This is a genomic window from Slackia heliotrinireducens DSM 20476 (genome assembly GCF_000023885.1).
Taxonomy (GTDB): Bacteria; Actinomycetota; Coriobacteriia; order Coriobacteriales; family Eggerthellaceae; genus Slackia; species Slackia heliotrinireducens.
On the sequence record NC_013165.1, the window covers coordinates 908260 to 932588 of the forward strand.

Below are 24329 nucleotides of genomic sequence, written 5' to 3' on the forward strand. Positions count from 1 at the left end.
CCATGCCGGCGTGCTACAATCGTGTGCAGACCACGAACAACGGAGAAGGCATGCATCACGCAATCACAGTCAGCGAAGACGGCCGTCATGCGACCGTCGTAATCGAGGGTGTCCCGGCGGGGCTCCTCGTGCGCGTCGACGACCTCGAATACGACTTGGGGCGCGGTGCAGGCGCCTACGGCATGACCGACGCCGCCCATCCGGTTCCGTATGCACAGTTTATCGGCGGGTTGCGAAACTGCCGCACGACAGGCGCTCCTGTGGCGGTTCTGCTCGAGTTCGACGAGCCGGTGATCGACGTGGCCGACGAACGGGCGGTGGTCGGGCGCAGCGGCTCGCCGGATCTGTTCGGCGCGTTGAAAATCGGCAGCGACGACTGCCGAGACGTGTCCCTTCCCATGTCCGCAGCGCGGCTGATGGGTTCCATCGCAGCGGCCTCGATTGCCCGCGAGTTTCTGGCTGTGCTGGGCGTGGACATTCAGTCCTACGTGACTTCTATCGGGTCGGCGTCGCTTCGTGAGGAAGAGCCCATGGTCGTTGCGGCCTTGTACGAACCCCTCAGTATAGAAACCTCCGGCGTGCGCTGCCCTGTGGCGCAGGCGTCTCGACTGATGGAGGCCGAAATCGATGCGGCCCGCGAGTCGGGCGACACGCTCGGCGGCACCTTCCGTATTGTGGCGACGGGCTTGGTCGCAGGCTTGGGCTCGTATCTGGATGCATCCGGCAACCTGGGGTCGCGGCTTGCTGCGGCGGTCATGTCCGTGCCGGGCGTGTACGGGGTCCAGCTCGGTCTGGGGTTCTTGGCTGCAAGCATGAAGGGCTCCCAGGTCCGCACGGCCCTGTCCTGCGTGCGAGGCCGCGGGTTCGCATACGAGACGAACTCGACGGGCGGCATCGAGGACGGCATCACGTCGGGGGCCCCGCTCATCATCGGCGGTGCGGTGCTGCCGCCAGCCGCGATGGAAGACGCGCCCGCAACGGTAAGCATGTCGACGCTGGAGCCGACGGCTTCCCTCGACGAGTGCGTCGAGGTGTGCTCGGCTCCCCATACGGCTGTGGTTGCCGAGGCCGAAGCGGCCTTGGTTCTGGCTAACGCCTATCTGGATAAATTCGGACGGGACTCCATGAAGGATGTCCATGCGGCGCTCGACGCCTACAAAGAGCGCATCAAGATTGCGACCAGGTGATGGCGTTGGCAGAGCTTCGCGACAACGTATTCCTCATCGGCATCATGGGGGCCGGCAAGACCACGGTGGCCCGGCGCCTGGCCCGCGACATGCATGTGGCGGCCATCGACGTGGACGCCTTCATGCGCCGTTCCTACGGGAAGGACGCCACCCGCATCTATAAGGAAGTGGGGGAGCGTCGCTTTCGGGAAATAGAGATCGAGATGCTCAAATGCTGTGCCGACCTGGGGCCGGCCATCATCTCCTGCAGCGAGGGCGTTGTTGCCACCGAGGAGGGGCGCCGCGTGCTGGCCGAGCGGGGCTTCGCCGTACTGCTCGAAACCACCTGCGACGGCGCACTGGACCGCATCCGCAGCCTGCGCACCCGGCCGCTTCTAGCCACGGGAACCGATGCCGAAGAGGTTGCCGCAGAACGGAAACCCCAGCTTGAGGCGTCGGCCCAGGCGACGGTGGACGTGTTCGACAAGAGCACAGGCCTGGTGGCCCGCAACATTGAACAGATGCTTAAAGACGAAGGCATATTCAAAGAATAATGCGGCTCGTCCGCTTCCGGCGTCCGTTTGACGCCACGTTTGAAAGGAATACCATGAATCGACTCGAACGCATGCGTGCGCGCATGGAACAGGACGGCTGGAAGGACTTCTACGTCCGCGACATTTCCAGTGTGAAATGGCTGACGGGATTTGAAGGCGTCTTCGATTCCGAGGCCGCCCATCTGGCCTTCGTCACCCCGAATTCCGCCATCCTGCATACGGATTCCCGCTACTCCGATGCGGCCGTTGCAGCCGCCGAGGGCACCGACTGGACCGTCGACGATACTCGTGCCACGCACGCGAAGTGGGTGGCGGACGCCTTCGCAGCCCACCATGAGCAGGCGGGCACGCAGTCCGGTCGGGGCATCTGCGGATTCGCTATCGAGGATTCCCTGAGCATCAAGGAGTACCGGGCGTTGGAATCCGCCTTTGCCGAAAAGGCTTGGAGTCCGCGTTTGGTGGAGACCGATCAGGTGGTGGTGAAGCTTCGCGCCTGCAAGGACGAGGCCGAGATCGAACGTCTGCGTGCCGCGCAGGCCATAACCGATGCGGCCTTCGAGCACATAATCGGGTTCATGCGCGAAGGCATGACCGAGCGCGAGGTGCAATTCGAGCTTGAGCAGACCATGCGCAAGATGGGTGCGGAGGACCTGGCGTTCTCGTCGATCATCGCGTCGGGCGCCAACGGGGCCTCGCCGCACAGCATCCCAGGCGACAAGCGTCTGGAGGCAGGCGATCTGGTCGTCATGGACTTCGGGGCCAAGGCCAAAGGATACTGCTCGGACATGACCCGTACGGTTGCCATCGGATACGTGAGCGACGAGGCGAAGGCCGTGGTGGACGCCGTTCGCAAGGCGAACGAGACCGTGGAGGCCATGCTCAAGCCTGGCGTGACGGGCAAGGCCGCCCACGAACTGGCGGAATACGTGCTGGCGCAGCACGGGTTCGCCGGTAAGATGGGCCACGGCCTGGGCCATGGCGTGGGCATCGACATCCATGAGCTGCCGGTGCTTTCGCCCCGCAACGAGGCGCCGCTTGAGGTCGGAAACGTCGTGACCGTGGAGCCTGGTGTGTATCTGAGCGGCAAGATGGGGTGTCGTCTCGAGGACTTCGGAATCATAACTCCTGATGGTTTTGAGGTGTTTACGCAATCCACGCACGAACTCGTTATAATTTAGCAGTTATGTGTAAGAAGCTGGGCGCCTCAGGGGTCTGGCGGCCTGGCAAAAATAGGAGGTTTTCTGTGGCAACTATCTCTACCACCGATTTCAAGACCGGCATGTGCATCCTGTACAAGAACAAGAAGTGCACCGTCATCGAGTATCAGCACGTCAAGCCTGGCAAGGGCCCTGCTTTCGTGCGTATGAAGGTTCGCGACCTGTCCACCGGCCGCGTGCTGACCGACACCGTCCGCCCCGAGACCAAGTTCGAAACCGTCATGCTGCAGCAGCAGAAGATGCAGTACCTGTACAACGACGGCACTGACTTCTACTTCATGGATCCCGACACCTACGAGCAGGTTTCCCTGGAAGCCGATCACGTGGGCGAGACCGCTCAGTGGCTGAAGGAGAACGACGAGGTCACCCTGTCCTACGCCGACGGCGAGCTCATGGGCGTCGAGCCCCAGATGTTCGTCGAGCTTGAGGTCACCATGACCGAGCCCGGCTTCAAGGGCGATACGGTCCAGGGCTCCACCAAGCCGGCCACCCTGGAGACCGGCGCCGAGGTGAAGGTTCCCATGTACATCGAGATCGGCGAGCGCGTCCAGATCGACACGCGCGACGGCCGCTTCGTCAAGCGCGTCTAAAGTTTACGTTAGACAATTCGGTTCTGTTGTCCGGGCCGGGGCGAGTGTCCCTGGCCCGGTTTTTTTATGCTCGGCTCGGCGATTGCCCCTCGTGCAAGCGCCTTGGTTGCTGGCAAGATCCGACCCTCGTGTTCGCCTGGATACATAAATGTCGAATACACATCCTAAGCATTCGACCGCATCTCTCGAAAACCAACCCGTATACAAATAGGAAGCTTGTTCTGCAGCTCATCCGGCGAAGGCGTGCTTTCGACGTTTCGAATGTGTATCGGATGATTCATGTGCTCGAATACATGTATTACGGGTGATTATGGGAGATAAGATGTGTCGATTCCGATTGTGGCACGTTGGTGGCGCGTGTCAGGGTATATTGCCTGTCATGCTTTATACGTGTTTGAAACATATGCCTTCTTGGCGCAGGTCGAAGGTGCTTTTCGCGATTGTCTGCCTTGCCGCGGCAATCGCTGTTTCTGCAGCTATGCCCGCCGTGGCGCACGCGGACGGCGACCGTATCCACATCCTCATGTTCAAATACTCCGCCGACTGCATCGTTCTCGAAAGCGATGGACGCTTCGGCGTCGTCGACTGTGCCGAAGACTCCTATTATCCCGACGGAAGCGACGAGCGTTATCCCTGGCGAGACTACATCTCCACCGAGGAACGCAGCAACACGGACCAGGTCATCGGCTATCTCGATTCCATCGGCGCGAACACCGAAAACGTCGAGTTCCTGGTGGGGACGCATCCCCATAGCGACCATATAGCGAACGCGCCGCAGGTCATAGAACGTTATCTGCCCGATCGCGTGTACACGCCTGAATACAGCGACGACTACATCACCGAACCGAGTCAGCTGTGGGACAACCTCTTTGTGTACGACCGGCTGGTCGAGGCGGCCGAAGCGAACGGTTCGGCGCTCATCCGGCATTTTTATCCGGACGCGCCGGTGACGCCCGAAGAGGGGAGCGATGTCGGATGCTCCGAGTTCGACCTGGGGTCAATGCATATCACGTTGCTCAACACCGATGAGAGCTATAAGGAAACAGGGGTGTACGGCGCGAACGCGTTCTCGCTGGGCGTCCTTGTGGAAGCGAACGGCCAGCGGGCCTTTCTGGCAGGCGACATCAACAACATCCCCGAAAGCTCCGGCGGCAAGAGCACCGAAGACAACATTGCTCCGCTCATCGGCGATGTGGACGTGCTCAAGCTGGGGCATCACGGCAACAAGAATTCCAACACGGCGAACTTCCTGTACACGCTTTCGCCTGAGATCGCCGTGCAGACGGGCAAATCCTACCAGCTCGTTGCCGAGTCCAAAGACGTGCTGTTGGAGCTCGGTTCGGCGTATTACTGCACCGATTTGGCTCTCGAGCAGGGCGTGACGGAGATCATCGTCGAGCTCGATGCGGGCGGCTCCTACGTTTCCAACGTCGAATCCATGCCCATGATCAAGGTCCACGAGGAAGACGGGCTGGCTCATGCCTACCTGTACGGCGAACCGTACGCCTATACGGGATGGCTTTCTGATGCGACCCGTTACTGGTATTTCGACAACTCGCCTGTCGCCGCCGCCGACACGTGGGTGAAAATCGACGGGAAGTGGTATCGCTACGACGAGTCCAGCAACCCGATTACCGGCTGGTTCGACGAGGACGAGGCCCGGTATTACCTCAACGCGAAGGGCGTCATGGCCACGGGATGGAAACAGATCGACGGGAGCTGGTATTACTTCGGGTCGAACGGCGTCATGCAGTCGGGCGGCTGGAAGAAAATCGACGGGTCCTGGTACTATCTCACGTCTTCGGGTGCCGCCATGACCGGCTGGATGAAGCAGGGCAAGGTCTGGTACTGGTTCGCGCCGAATGCCGTCATGGCCACCGGTTGGAAGAACATAGACGGCTCCTGGTATCTGTTCGATTCCTCGGGCGGCATGAAAACCGGATGGCAGAAGGTCGGCGGCGCCTGGTACTACCTTGATTCGAAGGGCGCCATGATCACCGGCTGGCTGAAAATCGACGACGTGCAGTACTACTTCAGGGATTCGGGCGCTGCGGCCGTCGGATGGGTGCGCTTTGGTGACGACTGGTACCATTTCGGCTCGTCGGGCGCCATGCAGACCGGTTGGCTGAAATCCGGCGGCACGTACTACTATCTGAAGTCCTCGGGCGTCATGGCCACCGGATGGCAGAAGGTCGGCGGCGCCTGGTACTGGTTCAAGGATTCGGGCACCATGCAGACCGGTTGGCTGAAGCTGAACGGTACCTGGTATTACTTCAAGTCATCGGGCGCAATGGTCACGGGGTCCCAGGTCATCGGCGGCAAGCAGTACCGCTTCAGCTCGTCGGGCGCCATGCTGTAGCCTTACGGATTCGCCTCATGCGGGGCGGAAACACATCCTATATATGTTCAATGACCAGGCGGAGCAGCGCGGCGTAGTAGCGCATGTGCGCGTTTGAGGACATCCGGTCTATGGCGTGTGCCACGCCCAAGGCCAGCTCATAAAGGTGGTATTCCAGAAAGTCGTCGCGCAGCTGGCGCCAGTCACGCGCCATCACAAGGTCGTCGTTATCCCAGGCCCGCGCTTCGGCACGCAGGATGTAGTGCATGAAATCGAGCTCGCTTACCAGGTGATCGGCGGGGTCTCGCACCGTTGGTTTATTGCGCAGCCCCAGCTCGCGGTACACTTCATCAACGGCGAAGCGCTCGCCTTTGCGTTCGGAAGCGAGCGTGCGGTTGTGCACCCATTTGGAGCCCACCAAAGAAATCGGGCGCGGCGGCAGGGTGAACAGCTGCGTGTATTCCACGCGCAGAGCCTTGCCTCGCTCCTCGGAATCCATCCGGTTCGACATCTCGGCGAACCGTTCGCACACGTCGTCGGCGATGCGGGCGGGAAAGCCGGCTTCGGATACGAACCCTTCGCAGATATCGAGGAACTCGACGGACGTGTACGCCTGCGCCTCGATGCGGTCGGGGTAGGAGAACACACGCGCAAGCAGCGAGCACAGCTTCGCCATGGCTGACAAATGCACTGCAGTGGCGCTTCTGCCGTGCCGCATGACATCCGATTTGCTCTTCCCCGGCAACATGGCGTTTTCCTATGCGAACAGGTAGGACGATAGTTCGGCAAGCTGCTCGGCATGGGAGAACTGCTCGTCGTCGAAGCTGCCGACGATGTCTTCCACCCTGACCTTGAACCGTTCCATAAACGTGGACAGGCGTTGACGCCCATCGTCGCGCAGCTCCCAAAGGCCGTTCGTATTGCGGACGGCCTGCCGGTCCAGCAGGTGCTCCAGGTTCAGTTCGGCCATCTCGACGGACAGGCCCGTGCAGGCTGCGATGTGCCCCGCGGAACAGCGCTCCGTCTGGCCGCTCAGGCAACAAAGAATCGAAACCTGCAGCGACGTCAGGCCTGCGTAGGCGCTTTCGCGCTCGACGGCAAATTGATACGCTGACAGATAGCCCGCAAGCGCGCCCGGCAGAAACGTCGTGACGCGATGCCTGGGGTTCACGGCATCGCTGAACGTGCGTGCTCGCATGACCAGCTCTTCATACAGGTCCTCGGTAAGCCGCCTTTCGGTGTCTATAAGCGTCAAGGCGATGGCCCTGTCAACCAACGCAATGCGGTTACGGCCCTTGTCCGTTGCCTTGATGGCGTATCCTCGCCGGTCGTTGCGGTTGCGTACCCGTACGGCAAGCTCTTTTTCCAGAAGCGCATCGATGGATATGGCGGAATTCGCAGACTGGGCAGGCTTGGTCTGGAAGAGCCGTAGCGAGAACCCTCCGTCCGATTCCGCAGCGTTGACGAGCAGCGCCTGCTCTGCGAAGGCCACGTCTCCGATGCTGCGGGACGTGCGGTCCATCATCTGGTAGATGCGCTGGATGAAGGTCACGGTGCTCTCATGTGTCAGAATCGAGTCGTCTAGCATGGCCCGCCGCTCTTTTCCGGAGCGAAGTCCCCTACGGGAGCGCAGGAGACGCCCGCTCCCAGCTTGTCGCCGAGCTGTCGCATCATGTCCCGTGTTTTCGGCTGGTCGTTGCATACGCAGCAGAGCGGGCCGTCGTCGCGCTCCAGCACGGGCAGGCCGCAACGCGGGCAGGGTTCGGCCTTCATGGCATAGCATTCCTGCAGATAGAAGGGTTGCATCAAAGCCTGAGCCCTATGCTTGATAGCTTCTTTGGGGCAGGACGCCACGCATACGCCGCAGTTTACGCAGGTGCCGGGGGAGAACTCGTACACGAATTCGCCGTCGCCCAAGGTGTGGTGGATAGACCCCGTCGGGCACATCTGCATGCACACGCCGCATGCGCGGCAGATGCTTTTGTCCACGATGTGTTCAGGCCAAAGGTAATGGCCGCCCTGAACGCTTTCCGAGTGCCTCCACAGCGCCTGCAGCCGGTCGCGCCACAGCGGGACGTGCTTGTTCTTGTATCGGCGCACACGCAGCTCGGGGCGGGGCATCAGTCCTCCCGATTCGCGCTTGCGACGGCCGTGGAACAGAAGCCGGATGCTCGAGCGCACGTCGTTAAAGGCGCCCACGGCATCTGCTGTGTCGTCGTTGTTCCGGGTGCCGCTTCCGTCCTTCAAATGGGTGAAGGCAGCCACGTCGTCTGCGGAGAGTGTCTGCTCGTTGGAGAGGGCGGATTCGCGCCCGTATCGGCTGCGGGTGTCGGCTGGTGCGTTTTCGGGCTGGTCGGCTGCGGTTTGGTCCGTCAGGAACAGAGGCGTGGATTCGACCAGGTTGCTGGCGCGGCCCCAGTCGGCCAGCAACTGGGACGCCGCCTTCACATTGGTCTCCATGGTGGGGGCCAGGCGGGGGAACAGCACGCATTTTCGGCATTGGTCGGTTGCCAGCTCGCATCGGTTCGCCAAGGACAGCTCGAACAGGCCTCCTGCCGTCAGGGCGCCGATGCAGGTGCCCAGATGGTATGTGTCGCAGTTCAGGTCGAGCTCATCAAGCTCGCCATAGGGCAAAAAGCAGCGCAGCCGCAGGGGCTTTCCCCTGTCGATGCGGTTGATGAGCTGGCGCTCGGTGAATTGTGGGGAAGAGAACGCGTCCAGATGGCATGCGGACAGGCATTGCCCGCAATTCACGCATATCGTTGGGTCTATTTCGGGCATGCCGCGCTTATCCGACTTGTGGATGGCTCCTGTGGGGCAGGTGTCGATGCAGGACGAGCAGGAGGATTTGACCGTGCGGGCATGCAGGCAGCGATCGCTGTCGAACACGATGGAAATCTTATTCGAGCGATCCCCCTTTGCCATTCCCGTCCTCTTCCTTTCTAGGTTGTGCCTGATCGCGATGCCTTCAAGAGAGCGACCCCCGCCGCAACGTCATGCGTAACGAGGGCCGTCTGTTAGAATTCCTTGAGGTACTCGGCCATGAGCCCGTATGCCGCGCGGAAATACGGATTGCGCGTTTCCCGCACCACATCTTCGCACAGGCCCGGACCCCATTTCTTCACGTGCTCGTCCATGAACTGATCGAGCAGGTCGATGGGCTCCTTGCCCATTTCGATGAGGTACTCGGGTCGGTCCGCCAGAAACGCGCAGAAATCGCATTCGGTTTCCAGATAGTCGATGCAGTCGTTGGTGCCGGCCTTCTTGGCCACGCCGCACTCGCGCATGAACTCCTGGACCTCGATGGAGTACTGGTTGATCATGCGCACGGCGCGCCTGCCTTCGCGGTCGCGGCGCCACAGTCCCTCCGAACTCTTGACGAGCGGTTTGTCGCCGATGAACAGGCGCGTGCGCTCCTGGCGCAGCTCGTGGAGGACCTCTTCGGGATCGCGCCCGACGAAGGTGTCAAGCGTTGCGCAGAACTCGTCCAGAGGCGCTTGCGGAAGCTCCAGCGCCGTCCATATCATGCGCACGTCGTCGCGCAGCTTCCCTTCGGTCAACAGGTCCATCCAATCGGCGCGGATCGGCTGCAACGCGATGGAGAAGAGCTTGAACATGGCGGCAAGGTTGGTTTTTGGCATAAGTCAACAGTCCTTCAAAATCGTAGGGGCACAAGACCGGTCCTGTGCCCCTACATTGTAGCAAGGTGATTCGGGTTGGAGGGAGGGTTCCGAATCTTGCTACATATTAGCGCTGCGTGGTGTCTTTAAGGTAATACACGTTCGGGCCGGTGCCGGCTTCGGGGTTGAGCACGTAGTACTCGCGCTCGGCCAGAAGCTTGGACACTTCGCTTTCGGGGTCGTCCAAATCGCCGAAGACGCGGGCGTAGGCGGGGCAGCCCTCGACGCATGCGGGGTCCTTGCCGTCCTTCACGCGGTAGTAGCACATGATGCACTTCTCGACGGTGTTGACCAGGTGGTCGGGTGCCTGCTGGTTGCCGACAGGCCACTCCATGGCGGGAATGGGGTCCTCTTCCAGGTAGGTGCGGACGCCCGTGTAGGGGCAAGCCTCGATGCAGCTGCGGCAGCCGATGCACTCGGACACGTTCTGCATGACGATGCCGGTTTCCTCATCCTTGTAGGTGGCGCCGGTCGGGCACACGGCGGTGCAGGCCGGGGTGTCGCAATGCATGCAGTGGTACGGATTGAAGGTGATGGTGTTCTTGCCGTATTCGCCGGCAGGAGTGTTCACACTGTCGCCGCCCACGGTCAGCACGGTGTTCCACCAGGACTGATCGGGGAGGTTGTTCTCGAGTTTGCAGGCAACGCTGCAGGACCAGCAACCGATGCAACGGTGCTCGTCAACGACAATGGCGTACTTGGTCATAATGGTATTCCCTTCCCCTTACTGCTCGGTCCACGGCTCGATCTTGATGCGGTTGTCGAAGAACGAGCAGTTCACCGCATACGGGTCGCAGTAGTCGGTGGTGATGGCGCCCTGGCTGCCGAACTTCGTCTCGTTCTCGGCATAGCCCTTGTTGTAAACGGTCATACCCTCGCGCATGCCGGTGTGGTACACGCACTTCATGACGCACTGGCCGACCGTGGAGGTGATCAGGATGTCCTGGCCGTCCTCGACGCCGAACTTCTTGGCGTCGTTGGGATGCACGAACAGGATGGGGTCGGGCATGACGTCGCGAGCCCAGTCCTTCATGAAGTGGGTCATGTGGACGCGGCTGGGGTTGCGGTGCGAAATCATGACCAGCGGGAACTCGGCGGCGTACTCGGAGTTTTCGCCAGCGATCTTGTTCTCGAAGTAGGTCGGCATCTTCTCGCGGTCGAAGATGGACTGGACGTCCATCGTGGAAGGCGTACGCGGAGCCGGAGCCTCGGTGTAGAACATGATGCGGCCGGTCTCGGTGATGAAGTTCTTGTAGTCCTTGTTGCCGATGTAGGGGAACTCGGACACGTAGCGCATGATCTTGTTCTCACGCAGGGTGTCCATGGTGATGCCGTTGTCGACAGCAGCCTGCACGTCGTCGAACGTGCCCTTCCACCAGTCGTCGTCGGTGACGTCGCACACGGCGTCGGCCAGGCCCATCTTCTCAGCCAGGAAGCGGGCGATCTCGGAGTCGACCTTGGCCTCGTACAAAGGCTCGATGGCCTTCTCGGAGATACGCACGTTGTGCTCGTGGCTCAGCGGAACGACGTCCTCGTACTCGTAGGTGTCGCACGCGGGCAGCACGATGTCGGCATAGCGGGCGGAGTCGGTCATGAACGGGTCGACGACCACGTACTGTTCCAGCTTGTCCAGGAACTCGTGCTTGGTGCGGTCGGAGTTCACGGAGCCGCCGATCAGGCCGCCGTGGGTCTGGATCATGGTCTTGATGGGATACGGCTCGCCGTTCAGCTCGCCGGAGCTCATGATGTTGCAAGCGTCAAGCCAGGTGATGTAGGTGAAGGACTTGCCGTTGGACGGAGCGGTAAGCGCATGGCCGAAGAAGTTGCCGTACATGGCGTCGAAGCCACCGACCGAGCGGCCGGGCTCGCCGAAGTTGGCGGTCATGGCGATCAGCGCGCACAGAGCGTAGGCGGCATGCAGGCCGTTCTCGTAAGCACCGGTGCCGAAGTTGATGTAGTGGGTGACCTTATGCTCGGGCTGCAGGACGTCGTACAGGAAGTTGAAGTCGTCCTCGGAGATGCCGGTGACTTCCATGACCTTGTCAAGCGTCCACTCCTGGATGTGCTCCTTGAACATATCCCAAGCGGTGATGTACTTGTCGTCGGGGCAGGTCCAAGCCGGGTTCTCGCACTCGTCGAAGCACGCGGGCTTGCCTTCCTTCTCGTCCCACACCATGATGGGGTCGATCTCGGTGGGCAGGCCGGTTACCCAGAACGGAGGTCCGACGTGCAGCGGCTCGTCCTGATACTCGCCGCCGCGCAGGTACATGCCGTCTTCCTTCTTGATGAGGAACGGGGCGCAGGTGTGGTTCAGCACGAAGTCGGCAACGTAGGTCTCGTCGTCGATGAACTTCTTGATGAGGCCCAGGTACAGAGCCGGGTCGGTGCCGGGCTTGACGGTGATCCACTTGTCAGACTTGGCGACGGTGGGGCTGAAGACCGGGTCGACGCAGATCAGCTTGGCACCGGCTTCCTGGGCGGCTGCGATGAACTTCCACATCTGCACCTGAGCACCGACCGGGTTGGCGCCCATGATGAGGATGTAGTCGGAGTTCACGAAGTCCTGAGGCTCGGACTGGTCGAACCACTGGATGCCGCCGCGGGTGAGGCCCGCGTTGGTGGCGGCGTCGAACGAATAATGCCAGGCCGTGCAGCCCGTTGCGTTGAACAGACGCATGATCAGGCCGGCGTTGCCGTTGAGCGAACCCTGGGAGCCACAGCCCTGGTAATAGGTGTTGGCCAGAGGACCGAAGTCGGCTTCGACCTGCGCCCACTTCTGAGCGATCATGTCGCCGGCCTCGTCCCAGGTGATCTGCTCCCACTCGTCATTGCCGCGGTTCTCGGGATGCGGATCGTCCACGGAGTAGGTCTTGCGCTTCATCGGGTACTGGACGCGAGCCTCGGAGTAGGTACGCTGGATGCGGGCACGGCCCTTGAGGCACGTACGGTAATCGAAGTCCTCGCGCGGGAGCATGTGGCTGATGTTGCCGTCGCGCACGAATACGCGGTACTGGCAGAACGAGCAGCTCCAGCTGCAGGTGCAGAAGTACTCCTGCTCTTCGACTTCAGGTTTTTCGGCAATCTCGTGGCTTGCCTCCAGGTTCTCCATTTCCTCGGCTTCTTCGCCGGTGTTTTGGCTGCAAGAGGCCAGAACACCTGCGATGGCGGCGCCTGCGGCGGAAACTCCTGCGCCCTTCACGAAGGTACGACGAGTTAGAGATTCTTTCATATATCCCCCTCTTTCCCCCAATATGCCGGCTTTCGTTTCCTGCCGGCGCTTATTCGCGGTGGAGATAATCCCTGTTCTGGAACGAACGGCCTCACCGCTTGAGCCGTATTATATGAGCTGTTGAGGGCTTGTTCGCTTGACGTTGGACCAGTAAAGTCATCCATTACCAAATACGATATAAATAACGGTACCACTTTGTGTGAATAGCGAGTATCAGCGCAGGTCAGAGGTTAAATCGAAAGGCACGGCTACCACATCGAGAATCTGTCGTCCGCGCTTTGACAAAACCGCATGGACCATGCGGGCGTCGTTCTTTCCGACGGTTAGGTTGACCAGCTTGCATCCGGACAGGGTCTTAAGTGCGGTGGATGTGCTGGACTGGGGGGATGAGACCGCGCGGACCACATCGCTGACGCACAAGGGGGTCTGTGCGGCATGCAGCACCAGGAGAATGCGGAACTGCAGGTCGGAAACCTGGCGACCGATTAGTCGACAGGCTTGGGCGTGGCATTCGCGAAACGTCAGGTAGTTCTCGAGGGTGCGCGCCTTCGACGGGGCCCCTAGCTTGCGGGAAATCTCGAACGCAGCGTTTTCGCCGCGGTTGGACAGGGAGAAAAGGCTTTTGCGAAGGTCGTCCGGCTGGAGCTGCTCTTCGATAAGCTCCAGGTCGATGAGCTGCCTTATGCAGCGCGTCGTTTTCGAAGGCGAGAACGACAGGGCACGCGTTATCTCGCCCGCCGACGACCGAGGATGAGGTTCCAGCCACAGCATCATCGCCAGGGTGTCCAAGGTCAGTACGTTGCGGCGTATGGTGCCCACGAGTTCGTCGAACTCCCGAAACATGTCGATTGTGCTGTCCAGCCGGGTCAATTCGGTCCTTTCCGGATGCAGGGCCGAGGTTTGCTGCACGCGCCTTGCGGCCCTGCGTTCTGTCAATATATACGGTGCCTTCGCTAGATGGCGTCCCTGACCAGGGGCATGCTCATGCATCGGGCGCCGCCGCGTCCGCGGGACAGCTCGGCGCCGGTGAAGGTGTGCACGGTGATGCCTGCCTTGTCAAGCAGGTCAAGCGTCACGACGGCGCGGTCGTAGCCCACGACTTCGCCGGGACGGATGGTAAGCACGTTGGATCCCATGTTCCACATCTCCCACAGGCTGCGCACGTCGTCGCCATCGCCTCCGCAGGGGATCAGCTTCACGGCGGGCACGTGCAGCGCCTCGGCGAGCACCTGGCTCCAGTCGTCGGAAGCCGCAACCGTGGTTATGCCGTCGTTTGCCGCCGGGGTCAGCTTGAACACGCTCACCTTGCCTTCGATCAGCGGGTTGTAGATGAAGGTGTCGTAGCCAATCATCGTCAGCATGCCGTCCAGGTGCATGGCGAAGCGGTCGCGTCCGATATCGAAGGCGTACACCGCTTCGTACCCCTTTGCGAACAGGCTTTTCGCCACATGCTCCACGGCACCCGGGTCGGTGCGCTCGCTGCAGCCGATGGCGACGGCCTTGTCCGACAGCACGATGACGTCGCCGCCTTCGATGCCGTAGGGCTCGTCCATGTTGTAAAGGTCCTGGGTCGGGTCGTCTCGGAACAGGTCCGAGTAGGTGTGCACGTATTTCAGCAGAATGGGCTCACGACGGCGGAACTCCTTGGTCATGTGGGATAGGATGACCGAGTCAGCCACGTTCACGCTGGAGTCGCGGGTGAAGTAGCAGTTGGGCATGGGGTTGACCAGGAACACGTCCTCCTTGCGGGCCATGCCGCCCAGCGTTTGGACGTCGGCGAATGCGGGGTCGTTCTTGCGAATGCCGCAGAACACGGCTTCGACCAGGTCCTCGACGCTCAGCGAGTCGTAGTGGGCCACGACGCGATCCTCAAGCTCGCGGGATGGCACGCGGGATGCGGAGGCGAACTCGCGGGTGAAGGCTGCGCGGGCCTCAGGTACGTTCATGGCCTGGGCGAACAGGTCGCGAAGGTATACAACCTCGACGCCTGCATTACGCAGGATGGCCGTGTAGGCGTCGTGTTCCGCTTGCGCGGCCGGTAAAAACGGCGTGTCCTCGAAGAGCATCTCGCCCAGCATGTACGGGTACAGCTGCATGATCTCGTTGCCGGGGCGGTGCATCAGGACACGGCGCAGCGGGCCGATTTCTGAATAGACATTAATCATGGGACCTTCTTCCTCGTGGCGAATGCCGCCATTATACGCCTGTGCCCTGTGCTTATTGCGTGGTGCATCTCGACAGAACGCCCGTTCGCCTATACACTGCTTTACCGCGCGATAGTGAGAAGGGGCGTCCCTCTTGGATGTCATTCATCTAAAGTCTGGGGCATTTTGCGCTTCGTGCTTTCTATCATGATTATAATGAGGAATTCGAAATTGGCGCATGCTCAGTGCGCCCTACGAGAATGAATGAAGAGGTGAAACATGCCAGGTTTGCAGCTGATGGACACCACCATCCGCGACGGCCAGCAAAGCTTGTGGGCCACGCGTATGCAGTTAGGTGACATTCTGCCCATTCTGCCTAAGATGGACAAGGTGGGCTACTGGGCCATCGAGGCCTGGGGTGGTGCGACGTTCGACACTTGCCTGCGCTTCCTTGACGAGAACCCTTGGGAGCGTCTGCGCGTTATCAAATCCCACACTCCCAACACCGACCTTGCTATGCTTTCCCGCGGCCAGAACCTGGTCGGCTACAAGCATTATTCCAAGGAAATCGTCGATCGTTTCATCGATTGCGCCCATCGCAACGGCGTGCAGGTGTTCCGTGTGTTCGACGCGCTTAACGACATCCGCAACGTCATCGACAACGCCGAAGCCATCAAGGCATGCGGCGGTTGGTTCGAAGGCGCCATTTCCTACACCATCTCGCCCGTCCACACGTTGGACAGCTACATCGAGTACGCCCAGGCCCTCAAGGACCTCGGAGCTGACTCCATCGCCATCAAGGACATGGCGGGCATGCTCACGCCGTATCGCACCGAGCGCATGGTGAAGGTCCTGAACGCCGAGGTGGGCTTGCCGGTTCACGTGCACTGCCACTACGTCGGCGGCATGGCCCCCGCAAACATCCTGAAGGCCGCCGAGGCCGGCGCCGCCATCGCGGACACGGCCAGCGCGCCTCTGGCTTTCGGCAACAGCCACCCTGCCGTCGAGATGATCGTCGCCGCGCTCCAGGAAAGCAAGTTCGACACCGGCTACGACCTGGACCTGCTGTTCGAAATCGCCGATTACTGGGAGGAGGTCCGCAAACGCGGCCACTACGCCCGCGGCGTGTCCTCACTGAACCACATGAAGGTCTACTCCCACCAGGTGCCCGGCGGCATGATGTCCAACCTGGTCGCCCAGCTGGAAATCCAGAAGGCCACCGACCGTCTGGACGAAGTGCTGCACGAGATTCCGAAGGTCCGCGCCGAAGTGGGCTATCCGCCGCTGGTCACTCCCATGAGCCAGATCGTCGGTACCCAGGCCGTGCTCAACGTTTTGACCGGCGCCCGTTGGAGCATCGTCTCCAAGGAGATGAAGGACTACCTGTGCGGCTATTACGGAAAGGCCCCGGGCCCCATCGACCCCAAGATCGTGGAGAAGGTCGTCGGCCCCAACGACGAAATTCTGCCGCCTGACGTCTCCCCGGCGCAGCTCAACACCGTCACCTACGACGAGATCGCCGCGGAGATCGGCGATTTGGCCAATTCCGAAGAGGACGTGCTGATGTACGCCCTGTTCCCGAACGAGGCCCGCAACTACCTGTCCAAGCACCGCGCAACCGAAAGGGTTGACTTCCTGCTGGAGAACGAGTCCAAACAGACCAAGGAGGACGATTACGTGGATATCAGTCAGATTCGCGAGCTCGCGAAGGTCGTCGAAGATTCCGGCGTAGGCGAGATCACCGTTGAAGAAGAAGGCATGCGCATCAGCATCCGCATGCCCGGCATGGCTCCCGCAGGAGCTCCCGTGGTCGCCGCTCCGGCCGCAGCCCCCGCTGCCGCTGCCGCTCCGGCTGCAGCTCCCGCAGCAGCCGAAAGCGACCGTCCCAGCAACTGGGTTGCCGTCAAGGCCCCCATGGTCGGCACGTTCTACGTGGCTCCCGCTCCTGGCGCGGACCCCTTCGTCACGGAGGGTTCCGAGGTCGCTGCCGGCGAAACCATGTGCATCGTCGAGGCCATGAAGCTCATGAACGAGATCGGAGCTCCCCAGATGGGCATCGTCCGCGAGGTCTGCCTCGAGGACGCCACGCCTGTGGAATTCGGCACCCCGATGTTCTACATCGAGCCCTACCGCGATGCAGATAAGGGCGAGGGGGAATAACGTGTTCTCCAAGATCCTAGTAGCAAACCGCGGCGAGGTGGCGCTGCGCATCATGCGCGCCGCCCGCGAGCTGGGCGTGAAGACGGTAGCCGTCTACTCCGAGGCCGACCGCGACACGCTGCCCGTGAAATACGCCGACGAGGCCGTGTGCATCGGTCCGGCTCCTGCCGGCAAGTCTTACCTGGTCATGGCGAACATCATTGCCGCTGCCAACATCACTGGCTGCGAAGCCGTGCATCCCGGCTATGGTTTCTTGGCTGAAAACGCCGAGTTCGCACGCGCCTGCGCCGACAACGACCTGGTCTTCATCGGCCCGTCTCCCGAATGCATCGAGCGCATGGGCGACAAGGCGTCGGCCCGTGAGACCATGACCAGTTACGGCGTTCCCACGGTTCCCGGTTCCGACGGCGTCGTCGACACTGTTGAAGAGGCCCGTGCCTTCGCCGAAGAGGTGGGCTATCCCGTGCTCATCAAGGCTTCCGCCGGCGGCGGCGGCAAGGGCATGCGCGAAGTCCACGACCCCAAAGACCTTGAAAGCGCCTATGCGGCCGCAAAGGCCGAGGCTCAGGCCGCGTTCGGCAACGGCGACGTGTACCTGGAGAAGTTGGTGCTGCGTCCCCGCCACGTCGAGGTGCAGGTCCTGGCTGACAACTACGGTAACCGTGTGGCCCTGTGCGAGCGCGACTGCTCCATCCAGCGCCGTCATCAGAAGCTGCTGGAAGAAGCCCCTTCGCCGGCCCTGACCGACGAGACCCGCCGCGCCATGGGTGTCGCGGCCATCAAGGCTGTCCGCGCCGTGGACTACCGCAACGCCGGCACCATCGAGTTTTTGCTGGACGAATCCGGCAAGTTCTACTTCATGGAGATGAACACCCGCGTGCAGGTGGAGCATCCGGTCACCGAGCAGATCACCGGCGTCGACATCATCAAAGAGCAGCTGCGTATCGCCGCTGACGAGCCCATGAACTGCGCCGACCGCGCACCCTTCTCGCCGAACGGCCACGCCATCGAGTTCCGCATCAACGCCGAGGACCCGGACAACGACTTCCGTCCCATCCCTGGCAAGATCACCCGCCTCGACTTCCCGGGTGGCCCGGGCGTGCGTGTGGAAACCTATCTGCAGGCCGGCTCTTCCATTTCGCCGTACTACGATTCGATGATCGCCAAGCTCATCGTGTGGGGCGAAAACCGTGAAGAGGCTCTGCAGCGCGGCCGTCGCGCCCTTGCCGAGTTCAATATCGAGGGCATCCCGACCACCATTCCGTTCCATCAGAAAGTGTTGGAAACGGAAATCTTCCAAGCCGGCGAAGCGCGAACCGACTTCATCGAAATCGCCTTCGAGCAGTAATCCGAGAAAGGGCCCTGCGGGGTCCTTTCTTTTACCCGGAACATCGGGCCCCGCACGGTCTATGGAGCCGATATGCACCGCGTTTGAATCATCATGGTAATTCTTCGCTCATGTTCTGCAAGAATGAGATGAGTGAGCAGAGTGGGGTACAATATGCAAATCGCAAAATACACTCGCAGCCGAAAGGGACTATCATGAGTGAAGAACTGTATGCAGACGGCTTGGGCATCGCCCCCGGTGTTATGGAGACCATTGTCGCCCTCGCCGCAAAAGAAGTTGATGGCGTAGCCTCCGTCGGCTCCTCCACGCTGTCCGGATTCCGCTCCCGTTTGTCTGCCAAGCCCGCCAACCAGGGCATCGACGTGACCATGGACGAAGATCAGCAGATCAACGTGGCCATTCACATCGACGTTCTGTACGGCAAGGTCATCCCTGTCGTCGCCGAGGCCGTCCGTGCCGCTGTCGCCGACGCCGTCGCCACCCAGGTCGGCTTCGACCTGGCTGCAGTCGATGTGTTCGTCGATGGTCTTGTGTTCGAATAACGAAAGCGCGGAAGTTTAATGGCTAAGCGATACGACCGTACTTTAGGACGCCGCGCGGCGTTGCAAGTCTTATATGAAAGCGACATTCTGGGCACGCCCGTCGACAAGGTGGTCGACGAAGGGGTCGTGCCTGAAGAGGCCGCTCTCAACGACTATGCCCGCAGGCTGCTGCTTGGCGTAGCATCCCATATTACCGACATCGACCGTCAGATTTCCAAAAGCTCCAAGAACTGGGCGATTGACCGCATGCCGCTGGTCGACCGTGCGCTGCTGCGCATCACCGTGTTCGAGATGCAGCACGTGGACGAAGTTCCCGTCGCCGTGTCCATCAACGAGGCCGTGGAGCTGGCTAAGGATTTCGGCGGCGACGACACCTATCGTTTCGTGAACGGCATCTTGGGCCGCATTGCCCGCACCATGGGCGAAGACGTGCCTGAAAGCGACGAAATCGACGATATGGAAGACGAGCCCCAGGCTGAAAAGACCGCAGAGCCTGAAGTGCAGACCGAGCCCGAAACCGAAGTCGAGCCCGAGGCCGAAAACGCCGAAGCCGATTCTTCGGAAGAGTAGGGCTGCCGATGGACATGCAGCAGGAAACGACGTTCTCGGACATTCGCGAACGCCTCAGTCAGATTGAGAAGCTCGTCAAATCCGACGACGTTTCTTTGGACAAGGCCCTTGACCTGTACGACGAGGCGATCAAGCTCGGCATGAAGGCGGACGAGCTGCTTGAAGACGTCGACGCTGCAGATGTCGCTGCCGCAGAGGATGCGGCTTCGAGCGACGTATCGTAGGAACGCCGGCACGCAAGACTGGCTGCGCAGCGCTGTTTCGGCTCCTTGAGGGAGCCGTTTGGAGGTATTTGTTCTATGGCGCGCATATTGGATATGATTTCGTCTCCCGCGGATTTGAAGGTGCTTACCGATGACGAGCTTGCAATTCTCGCTTCGGAAATCCGCGAGCAGATGATTTCCACCACGTCCCGCACAGGTGGGCATCTTGCCCCCAGCTTGGGCGTGGTAGAACTCGTGCTTGCTTGCCATAGCGTTCTGAACTGTCCCAAAGACAAGCTCGTGTTCGACGTTGGCCATCAATCCTATGCCCACAAGCTGGTCACCGGACGGCTTGAACAGTTCGATACCCTGCGCACCTTCGGCGGCATTTCCGGGTTCACCAAACCCAACGAAAGCGAATACGACCAGCATCCTTCGGGCCACGCCTCCGACTCGCTGTCGGTCGCGTTGGGCCTTGCCATGGCCCGCGACCTGCGCGGATCCGATGAGAAGATCGTCTCCATCATCGGAGATGCTGCGCTTTCCGGCGGCATGGCCTTCGAGGCTCTCAACCAAATCGGCCAGGTGCAGACGCCCATGGTGGTCATCCTCAACGACAACGAGATGTCCATCGCGAAAAACGTCGGTGCCCTGTCTTCGTATCTGGGCCGGTCGCGCACCTCCCGCAGCTACACGCAGACCCGCGACAACATCCAGTCGAAGCTGGAATCCACAGGTCGTTTGGGTCGCGGCCTGGTGGATGTGCTGCGCAACATGAAAGACTCCATCAAGCAGTTCATTATCCCCAACGAGATGCTTTTCGAGCAGTTGGGGCTTGTGTGCACGGCGCCGCTTGACGGCCATAACATCCCCGAGCTCAAGCGTACGTTGGAGGCGGTTCTCGAATCCGATGTTCCCGTGCTGATGCATGTGGTGACGAAGAAGGGTGCCGGTTACGAGCCGGCCGAGAAGAACCCTGAGAAGTTCCACGGCATCGCCCCCTTTGACATCGCGACCGGCGAGGTCAAATCCTCGGGCGGCGGAGCTCCCAAATACACTTCGGTATTCTCTCAGGCCCTGCTTAAGGAGGCCGAAGCCAACCAGGATATCGTGGCCATTACGGCCGCCATGTCCAGTGGCACGGGGCTTGACGCCTTCGCGAAGCAGTTCCCCGAGCGGTTCATCGACGTGGGCATCGCCGAAGAGCATGCCGTAGGCTTGGCGAGTGGCCTTGCGTTGGGCGGCAAGCTGCCGGTGGTTGCCATCTACTCAACGTTCATGCAGCGCGCCATCGACCAGCTCATCATCAACAACGCGTTGGCGAACACCCATGCGGTGTTCTGCCTGGACCGTGGCGGTCTGGTGGGGGATGACGGCCCCACGCACCACGGCATGTTCGACCTGACGTACACCCGCATGATTCCGAACATGAAGGTGCTTGCGCCTTCCAACGAGGCCCAGCTGGTCAACGGCCTGCATACGGCGTTACATCTGGACGGCCCCGTCACGCTGCGCTACCCGCGAGGTGAAGCCCGCGGCGTCGAGGTCCCCGATGAGCCCGAAATGCTCGAGGTGGGGAAATCCATCACCACCCGCGAAGGCGACGACGTGGCCATCCTCGCGTTCGGCCGTATGGTGCAGGAGGCGGAAGCCGCTGCAGACATGCTGGCTGAAGAGGGTATTTCCGTCCGTGTCGTAGACATGCTGTGGGTCAAGCCCATGGACGAGGAAGCCATCTGCAAGGCATCGCTTGAGACCAAGCTGGTCGTTACCGTCGAAGACAACATTCTCGCTGGCGGCGCAGGATCGGGTGCGATGGAGGTTCTCACTAGGCGTTTGGTGCCTTCCGACCGCCGTCCGCAGTTCGTCATGCTGGGCATTCCCGACGAGTTCGTGCCACAGGGCAAGGTGCCGCAGCTCTACCACATGCTCGGCATCGACGCCGAAGGCATAGCAGATACCGTACGTCGGCAGCTGGCCGCGCTGTAACCATGCCGAAGAAACCCAAGAAGGTACGACTGGACGACCTGCTGGTCGAGCAGGGTCTGTTCGTCGACCGCGGCGAGGCGCTGCGCGCCGTGCTGGCCCATGAGGTCAAGGTGGACGACGTGTACGCGACGAGTGCGGCCGTGCTCGTGCGTCCCGACGCGGATATCCAGGTCAAAGGGCGGAAACGCTACGTATCCCGCGGAGGCTACAAGCTGGAAGGCGCCCTTAAGCACTTCGGGCAGGATGTCACGGGGCTGCGCTGCATCGATATCGGCAGTTCGACGGGAGGGTTCACCGATTGCCTTCTCAAATCAGGTGCCGCCGAAGTGACCTGCGTTGATGTGAACTACAGCGAGCTTGCGTGGAGCCTGCGAAGCGATGAGCGCGTCCGCGTGTTCGAGCGCACCAACATCCGCACCGCCGACCCCGTGGCGTTGGGCGCGCCCTTCGACCTTCTGGTCGCGGATCTTTCCTTCATCGGCTTGGCCGGCCTTGCCCAGGTGTTCGCCTCGCTCTGCCGTCCGGGCAGCGTGTTCATTGCCCTGGTGAAACCCCAGTTCGAAAGCTTGCATGAGGAAACCGACCGCGGCATCGTACGAGACGAGAACGTGCGCCTACGCACTGTGTCCGAAGTGGAGGCGGCCCTGTCTGATGCAGGGTTCGCTGTCGAAGGGTTCGTCGAGAGCCAGATTACCGGCACGAAGGGCAATGTGGAGTATCTGCTGCGCGCCGTATTCGAAGGTTAGCGCCCGCGGCAGCTACAGCGCCTTGGTGAGGTACAGACCGTTGTCGGAAAACCCCTGCTTGCGGTAGTATTCCCGCGTGCCTACCGCGCTGATCACGTTGATGGCGGAAAAGCCTGCATCGGAGGCGATGTCGCACGCTCGGGCCACCAGCTTCTTGCCGAGGCCCCTGTGCTGGGCCGCTGTGCCTGCGGTTCCGATGCCTGACACCTTTCCGTACACGTGCACTTCGCGGATCATAGCTTCGCCAGGCAACACGGCAAGCTCATCGGCGTGTTCTTGCACGTACTCGGCATGCGGCAGCGACAGCCGCAGGAACCCCGCAATAGCTCCTGACGGGGTGACCCATTGCAGGAAGTGTTCGTCGGAAACTCTGGTCGTGTACGCCACGTCTTCCAGATGCACGGTGTCGTCGTCCATGTCTGCATTGTTGATTTCACGGTAGCGGATCTCATGCACCGGCTCTCCGGTCTTGGCCACCATCTGCTCCACAAGCTGCCTCAGGTTGCCGTGCTTGTTGCCCGCCATGATGTCATGGGCCGAGATGTCCCTGATCATGCGCGAGATGCGGGTGTAGGGCGGGGTGGCAAGCGTGTCTTGGACCAGCACGTCCAGCAGCTCTTCGTCCGAATAGGGCGCCCAGCTGCCATTCAGGTAATGCTTCTTCAGCCCCGTGCCGTCCACCAGCATGCAGGGGTACAGCTTCACCTCGTCGGGCTTATACGCTTCGTCCCGCGTGAAGGCAAGGTATTCGTGTTTGTCCTGCTCAGGCGAGGACCCGTAAAGGTTTACCATGATGTGGGCGTGGATTTTGAACCCGTAGAGGCGCACCAGCTCGAAGGCGTGGCGGGTGTCCGTGGCGCTGCTGACCCGCAGATTCTTGCGCAGGATGTCCCCGTCTAGGCTCTGGATGCCCATTTGGATTTTCGTGGCGCCCATGCGGCGGATAAGCCGAAGGCTTTCCGGAGTGATGGTATCGGGTCGCGTCTCCACCACCAGGCCCACCACACGGTGCGCCGCATTCTCGTTGATGCGGTGCTGGCGCTCCAGCTCTTCCATGGACGCCTTCTGCATCGAGGCGATGCGCTGCCATGCGGGGTTTTCGTCATACAGTTTATGAAATGCCTGGTTGAAGGTAAGCCTGCCATCGTTCACCTGTTCCTGCAAAGGCGCGGCGATGCTTTTCAGGCGATCCCGGTCGTTGGAAAGCCCGGTCGAGCGGTACCAGGCGCGGCGCTCTTTGGCATGCGCCTCCGCGGCGTCGCCGTCGTTGAGGGCGCGGAACAGCTCGCAGACGAACCAGGTCTGGTACTCCTGCGGGTAGTCGCACCAGGTGCCTCCCAGGATGATGACCTCCACCTTGTCGGTGACGTGTCCCATGCCGGTGAGCGCCCGGATGCGGGACGTCATCTGCAGGTACGGGTCGAACCAGCTGCGCTCGGCACGCTGGCATACCGGTTCGTCGGACAGATAGCTCTTCGGCATCTTCAGGTCATTGGGGCAGTACAGGCAGTTGCTGGAGCAGGGCCAAGGCTTCGCCATGACGGTGACGGTGGCCACGCCGGAGGCGGTGCGCCGCGGTTTCAGGCGCAGCGTACGTTCCAGCCTGTCTTCAAGGGCGGGGTCGATGTTCCAAGACGCCCAGCGGTCCGGGTCGTTGGCCTTCGTCTTCCGATAGAACGCCAGGACCTTCTTCTTGGAAAAATGGTCCTCGTTGCGCTTGATGTTCTGGTTGTGCTTGCGGATGAAACGTTCCAACTCCTCTGAGCTGAGCGGTTCGTCGCACAGGCGCAATGTTTCCAATATGTCCAACAGCAGTGCTTCCATAAACTGGCATGGTACAGGATATAATGACC

General features: G+C 61.1%; 21 protein-coding genes. 12 read left to right on the forward strand and 9 right to left on the reverse strand.

What is annotated here, in order from left to right; translation table 11 throughout:
- Positions 1 to 50: 50 nt before the first annotated feature.
- The 5 genes from SHEL_RS03830 to SHEL_RS03850 all read left to right on the forward strand — a co-directional run bounded on the left by SHEL_RS03830 (position 51) and on the right by SHEL_RS03850 (position 5886).
- Positions 51 to 1187, forward strand: coding sequence for a chorismate synthase (locus SHEL_RS03830; RefSeq protein WP_012797944.1), 1137 nt, complete (start codon positions 51 to 53; stop codon positions 1185 to 1187).
- On the forward strand, positions 1187 to 1720 hold the full coding sequence (locus SHEL_RS03835) for a shikimate kinase (RefSeq protein ID WP_012797945.1): 534 nt from the start codon (positions 1187 to 1189) through the stop codon (positions 1718 to 1720). The genes SHEL_RS03830 and SHEL_RS03835 overlap by 1 nt, the downstream gene beginning before the upstream one ends.
- A gap of 53 nt (positions 1721 to 1773) precedes the next feature.
- Positions 1774 to 2898, forward strand: a complete 1125-nt coding sequence (locus SHEL_RS03840) for a M24 family metallopeptidase (RefSeq protein ID WP_012797946.1) — start codon at positions 1774 to 1776, stop codon at positions 2896 to 2898.
- Positions 2899 to 2963: 65 nt separating this feature from the next.
- On the forward strand, positions 2964 to 3527 hold the full coding sequence (efp, locus tag SHEL_RS03845; RefSeq protein ID WP_012797947.1) for an elongation factor P: 564 nt from the start codon (positions 2964 to 2966) through the stop codon (positions 3525 to 3527).
- Between the two features lie 427 nt (positions 3528 to 3954).
- Positions 3955 to 5886 carry an MBL fold metallo-hydrolase gene (locus SHEL_RS03850; protein ID WP_169304498.1) on the forward strand — a complete coding sequence of 644 codons (1932 nt, stop codon included), beginning with the start codon at positions 3955 to 3957 and terminating at the stop codon, positions 5884 to 5886.
- A 37-nt stretch (positions 5887 to 5923) separates the two neighbouring features.
- On the opposite strand, the gene SHEL_RS03855 is transcribed toward SHEL_RS03850, so the two are convergent.
- The 8 genes from SHEL_RS03855 to SHEL_RS03890 form a co-directional block, all read right to left on the reverse strand.
- Positions 5924 to 6613 (reverse strand): TorD/DmsD family molecular chaperone, encoded by a 690-nt coding sequence (locus tag SHEL_RS03855; RefSeq protein ID WP_041422482.1) that lies wholly within the window; start codon positions 6611 to 6613, stop codon positions 5924 to 5926.
- A gap of 9 nt (positions 6614 to 6622) precedes the next feature.
- Entirely contained in the window at positions 6623 to 7453 is an 831-nt protein-coding gene (locus SHEL_RS03860) for a hypothetical protein (protein WP_012797950.1), read from the reverse strand.
- Positions 7447 to 8790, reverse strand: coding sequence for a 4Fe-4S dicluster domain-containing protein (locus tag SHEL_RS03865; protein ID WP_012797951.1), 1344 nt, complete (start codon positions 8788 to 8790; stop codon positions 7447 to 7449). The genes SHEL_RS03860 and SHEL_RS03865 overlap by 7 nt, the downstream gene beginning before the upstream one ends.
- 92 nt (positions 8791 to 8882) lie before the next feature.
- On the reverse strand, positions 8883 to 9506 hold the full coding sequence (locus SHEL_RS03870; protein ID WP_012797952.1) for a TorD/DmsD family molecular chaperone: 624 nt from the start codon (positions 9504 to 9506) through the stop codon (positions 8883 to 8885).
- A gap of 106 nt (positions 9507 to 9612) precedes the next feature.
- Positions 9613 to 10251, reverse strand: coding sequence for a 4Fe-4S dicluster domain-containing protein (locus SHEL_RS03875; protein WP_012797953.1), 639 nt, complete (start codon positions 10249 to 10251; stop codon positions 9613 to 9615).
- A gap of 18 nt (positions 10252 to 10269) precedes the next feature.
- Positions 10270 to 12774 (reverse strand): molybdopterin-containing oxidoreductase family protein, encoded by a 2505-nt coding sequence (locus SHEL_RS03880; RefSeq protein WP_012797954.1) that lies wholly within the window; start codon positions 12772 to 12774, stop codon positions 10270 to 10272.
- Between the two features lie 213 nt (positions 12775 to 12987).
- The gene (locus tag SHEL_RS03885) at positions 12988 to 13644 is read right to left on the reverse strand and encodes a MarR family transcriptional regulator (protein ID WP_012797955.1); all 657 of its coding nucleotides are present in this window, start codon (positions 13642 to 13644) and stop codon (positions 12988 to 12990) included.
- An 83-nt stretch (positions 13645 to 13727) separates the two neighbouring features.
- A complete protein-coding gene (locus SHEL_RS03890; protein WP_012797956.1) occupies positions 13728 to 14939 on the reverse strand; it encodes an arginine deiminase in 1212 nt (403 codons plus the stop codon).
- A 258-nt stretch (positions 14940 to 15197) separates the two neighbouring features.
- Here SHEL_RS03890 and accB point away from each other — a divergent pair, with 258 nt between their 5' ends.
- From accB to SHEL_RS03925, 7 genes are all read left to right on the forward strand, one after another.
- On the forward strand, positions 15198 to 17078 hold the full coding sequence (gene accB, locus SHEL_RS03895) for an acetyl-CoA carboxylase biotin carboxyl carrier protein (RefSeq protein ID WP_012797957.1): 1881 nt from the start codon (positions 15198 to 15200) through the stop codon (positions 17076 to 17078).
- 1 nt (position 17079) lies between these two features.
- Positions 17080 to 18426, forward strand: a complete 1347-nt coding sequence (accC, locus tag SHEL_RS03900) for an acetyl-CoA carboxylase biotin carboxylase subunit (protein WP_012797958.1) — start codon at positions 17080 to 17082, stop codon at positions 18424 to 18426.
- A gap of 194 nt (positions 18427 to 18620) precedes the next feature.
- Positions 18621 to 18968: an Asp23/Gls24 family envelope stress response protein gene (locus SHEL_RS03905; RefSeq protein WP_012797959.1), complete on the forward strand. Its 348-nt coding sequence runs from the start codon at positions 18621 to 18623 to the stop codon at positions 18966 to 18968.
- A gap of 18 nt (positions 18969 to 18986) precedes the next feature.
- Complete coding sequence (nusB, locus tag SHEL_RS03910) at positions 18987 to 19538, forward strand: transcription antitermination factor NusB (RefSeq protein ID WP_012797960.1); 552 nt, start codon at positions 18987 to 18989, stop codon at positions 19536 to 19538.
- 8 nt (positions 19539 to 19546) lie between these two features.
- Positions 19547 to 19762, forward strand: a complete 216-nt coding sequence (locus tag SHEL_RS03915; protein ID WP_012797961.1) for an exodeoxyribonuclease VII small subunit — start codon at positions 19547 to 19549, stop codon at positions 19760 to 19762.
- A gap of 75 nt (positions 19763 to 19837) precedes the next feature.
- Positions 19838 to 21730 (forward strand): 1-deoxy-D-xylulose-5-phosphate synthase, encoded by a 1893-nt coding sequence (gene dxs / locus SHEL_RS03920; protein WP_012797962.1) that lies wholly within the window; start codon positions 19838 to 19840, stop codon positions 21728 to 21730.
- Positions 21731 to 21732: 2 nt separating this feature from the next.
- The gene (locus tag SHEL_RS03925) at positions 21733 to 22476 is read left to right on the forward strand and encodes a TlyA family RNA methyltransferase (protein ID WP_012797963.1); all 744 of its coding nucleotides are present in this window, start codon (positions 21733 to 21735) and stop codon (positions 22474 to 22476) included.
- 12 nt (positions 22477 to 22488) lie between these two features.
- Here SHEL_RS03925 and SHEL_RS03930 read toward each other — a convergent pair whose 3' ends face one another.
- The gene (locus SHEL_RS03930) at positions 22489 to 24231 is read right to left on the reverse strand and encodes an elongator complex protein 3 (protein WP_254303251.1); all 1743 of its coding nucleotides are present in this window, start codon (positions 24229 to 24231) and stop codon (positions 22489 to 22491) included.
- Between the last annotated feature and the right edge of the window lie 98 nt (positions 24232 to 24329).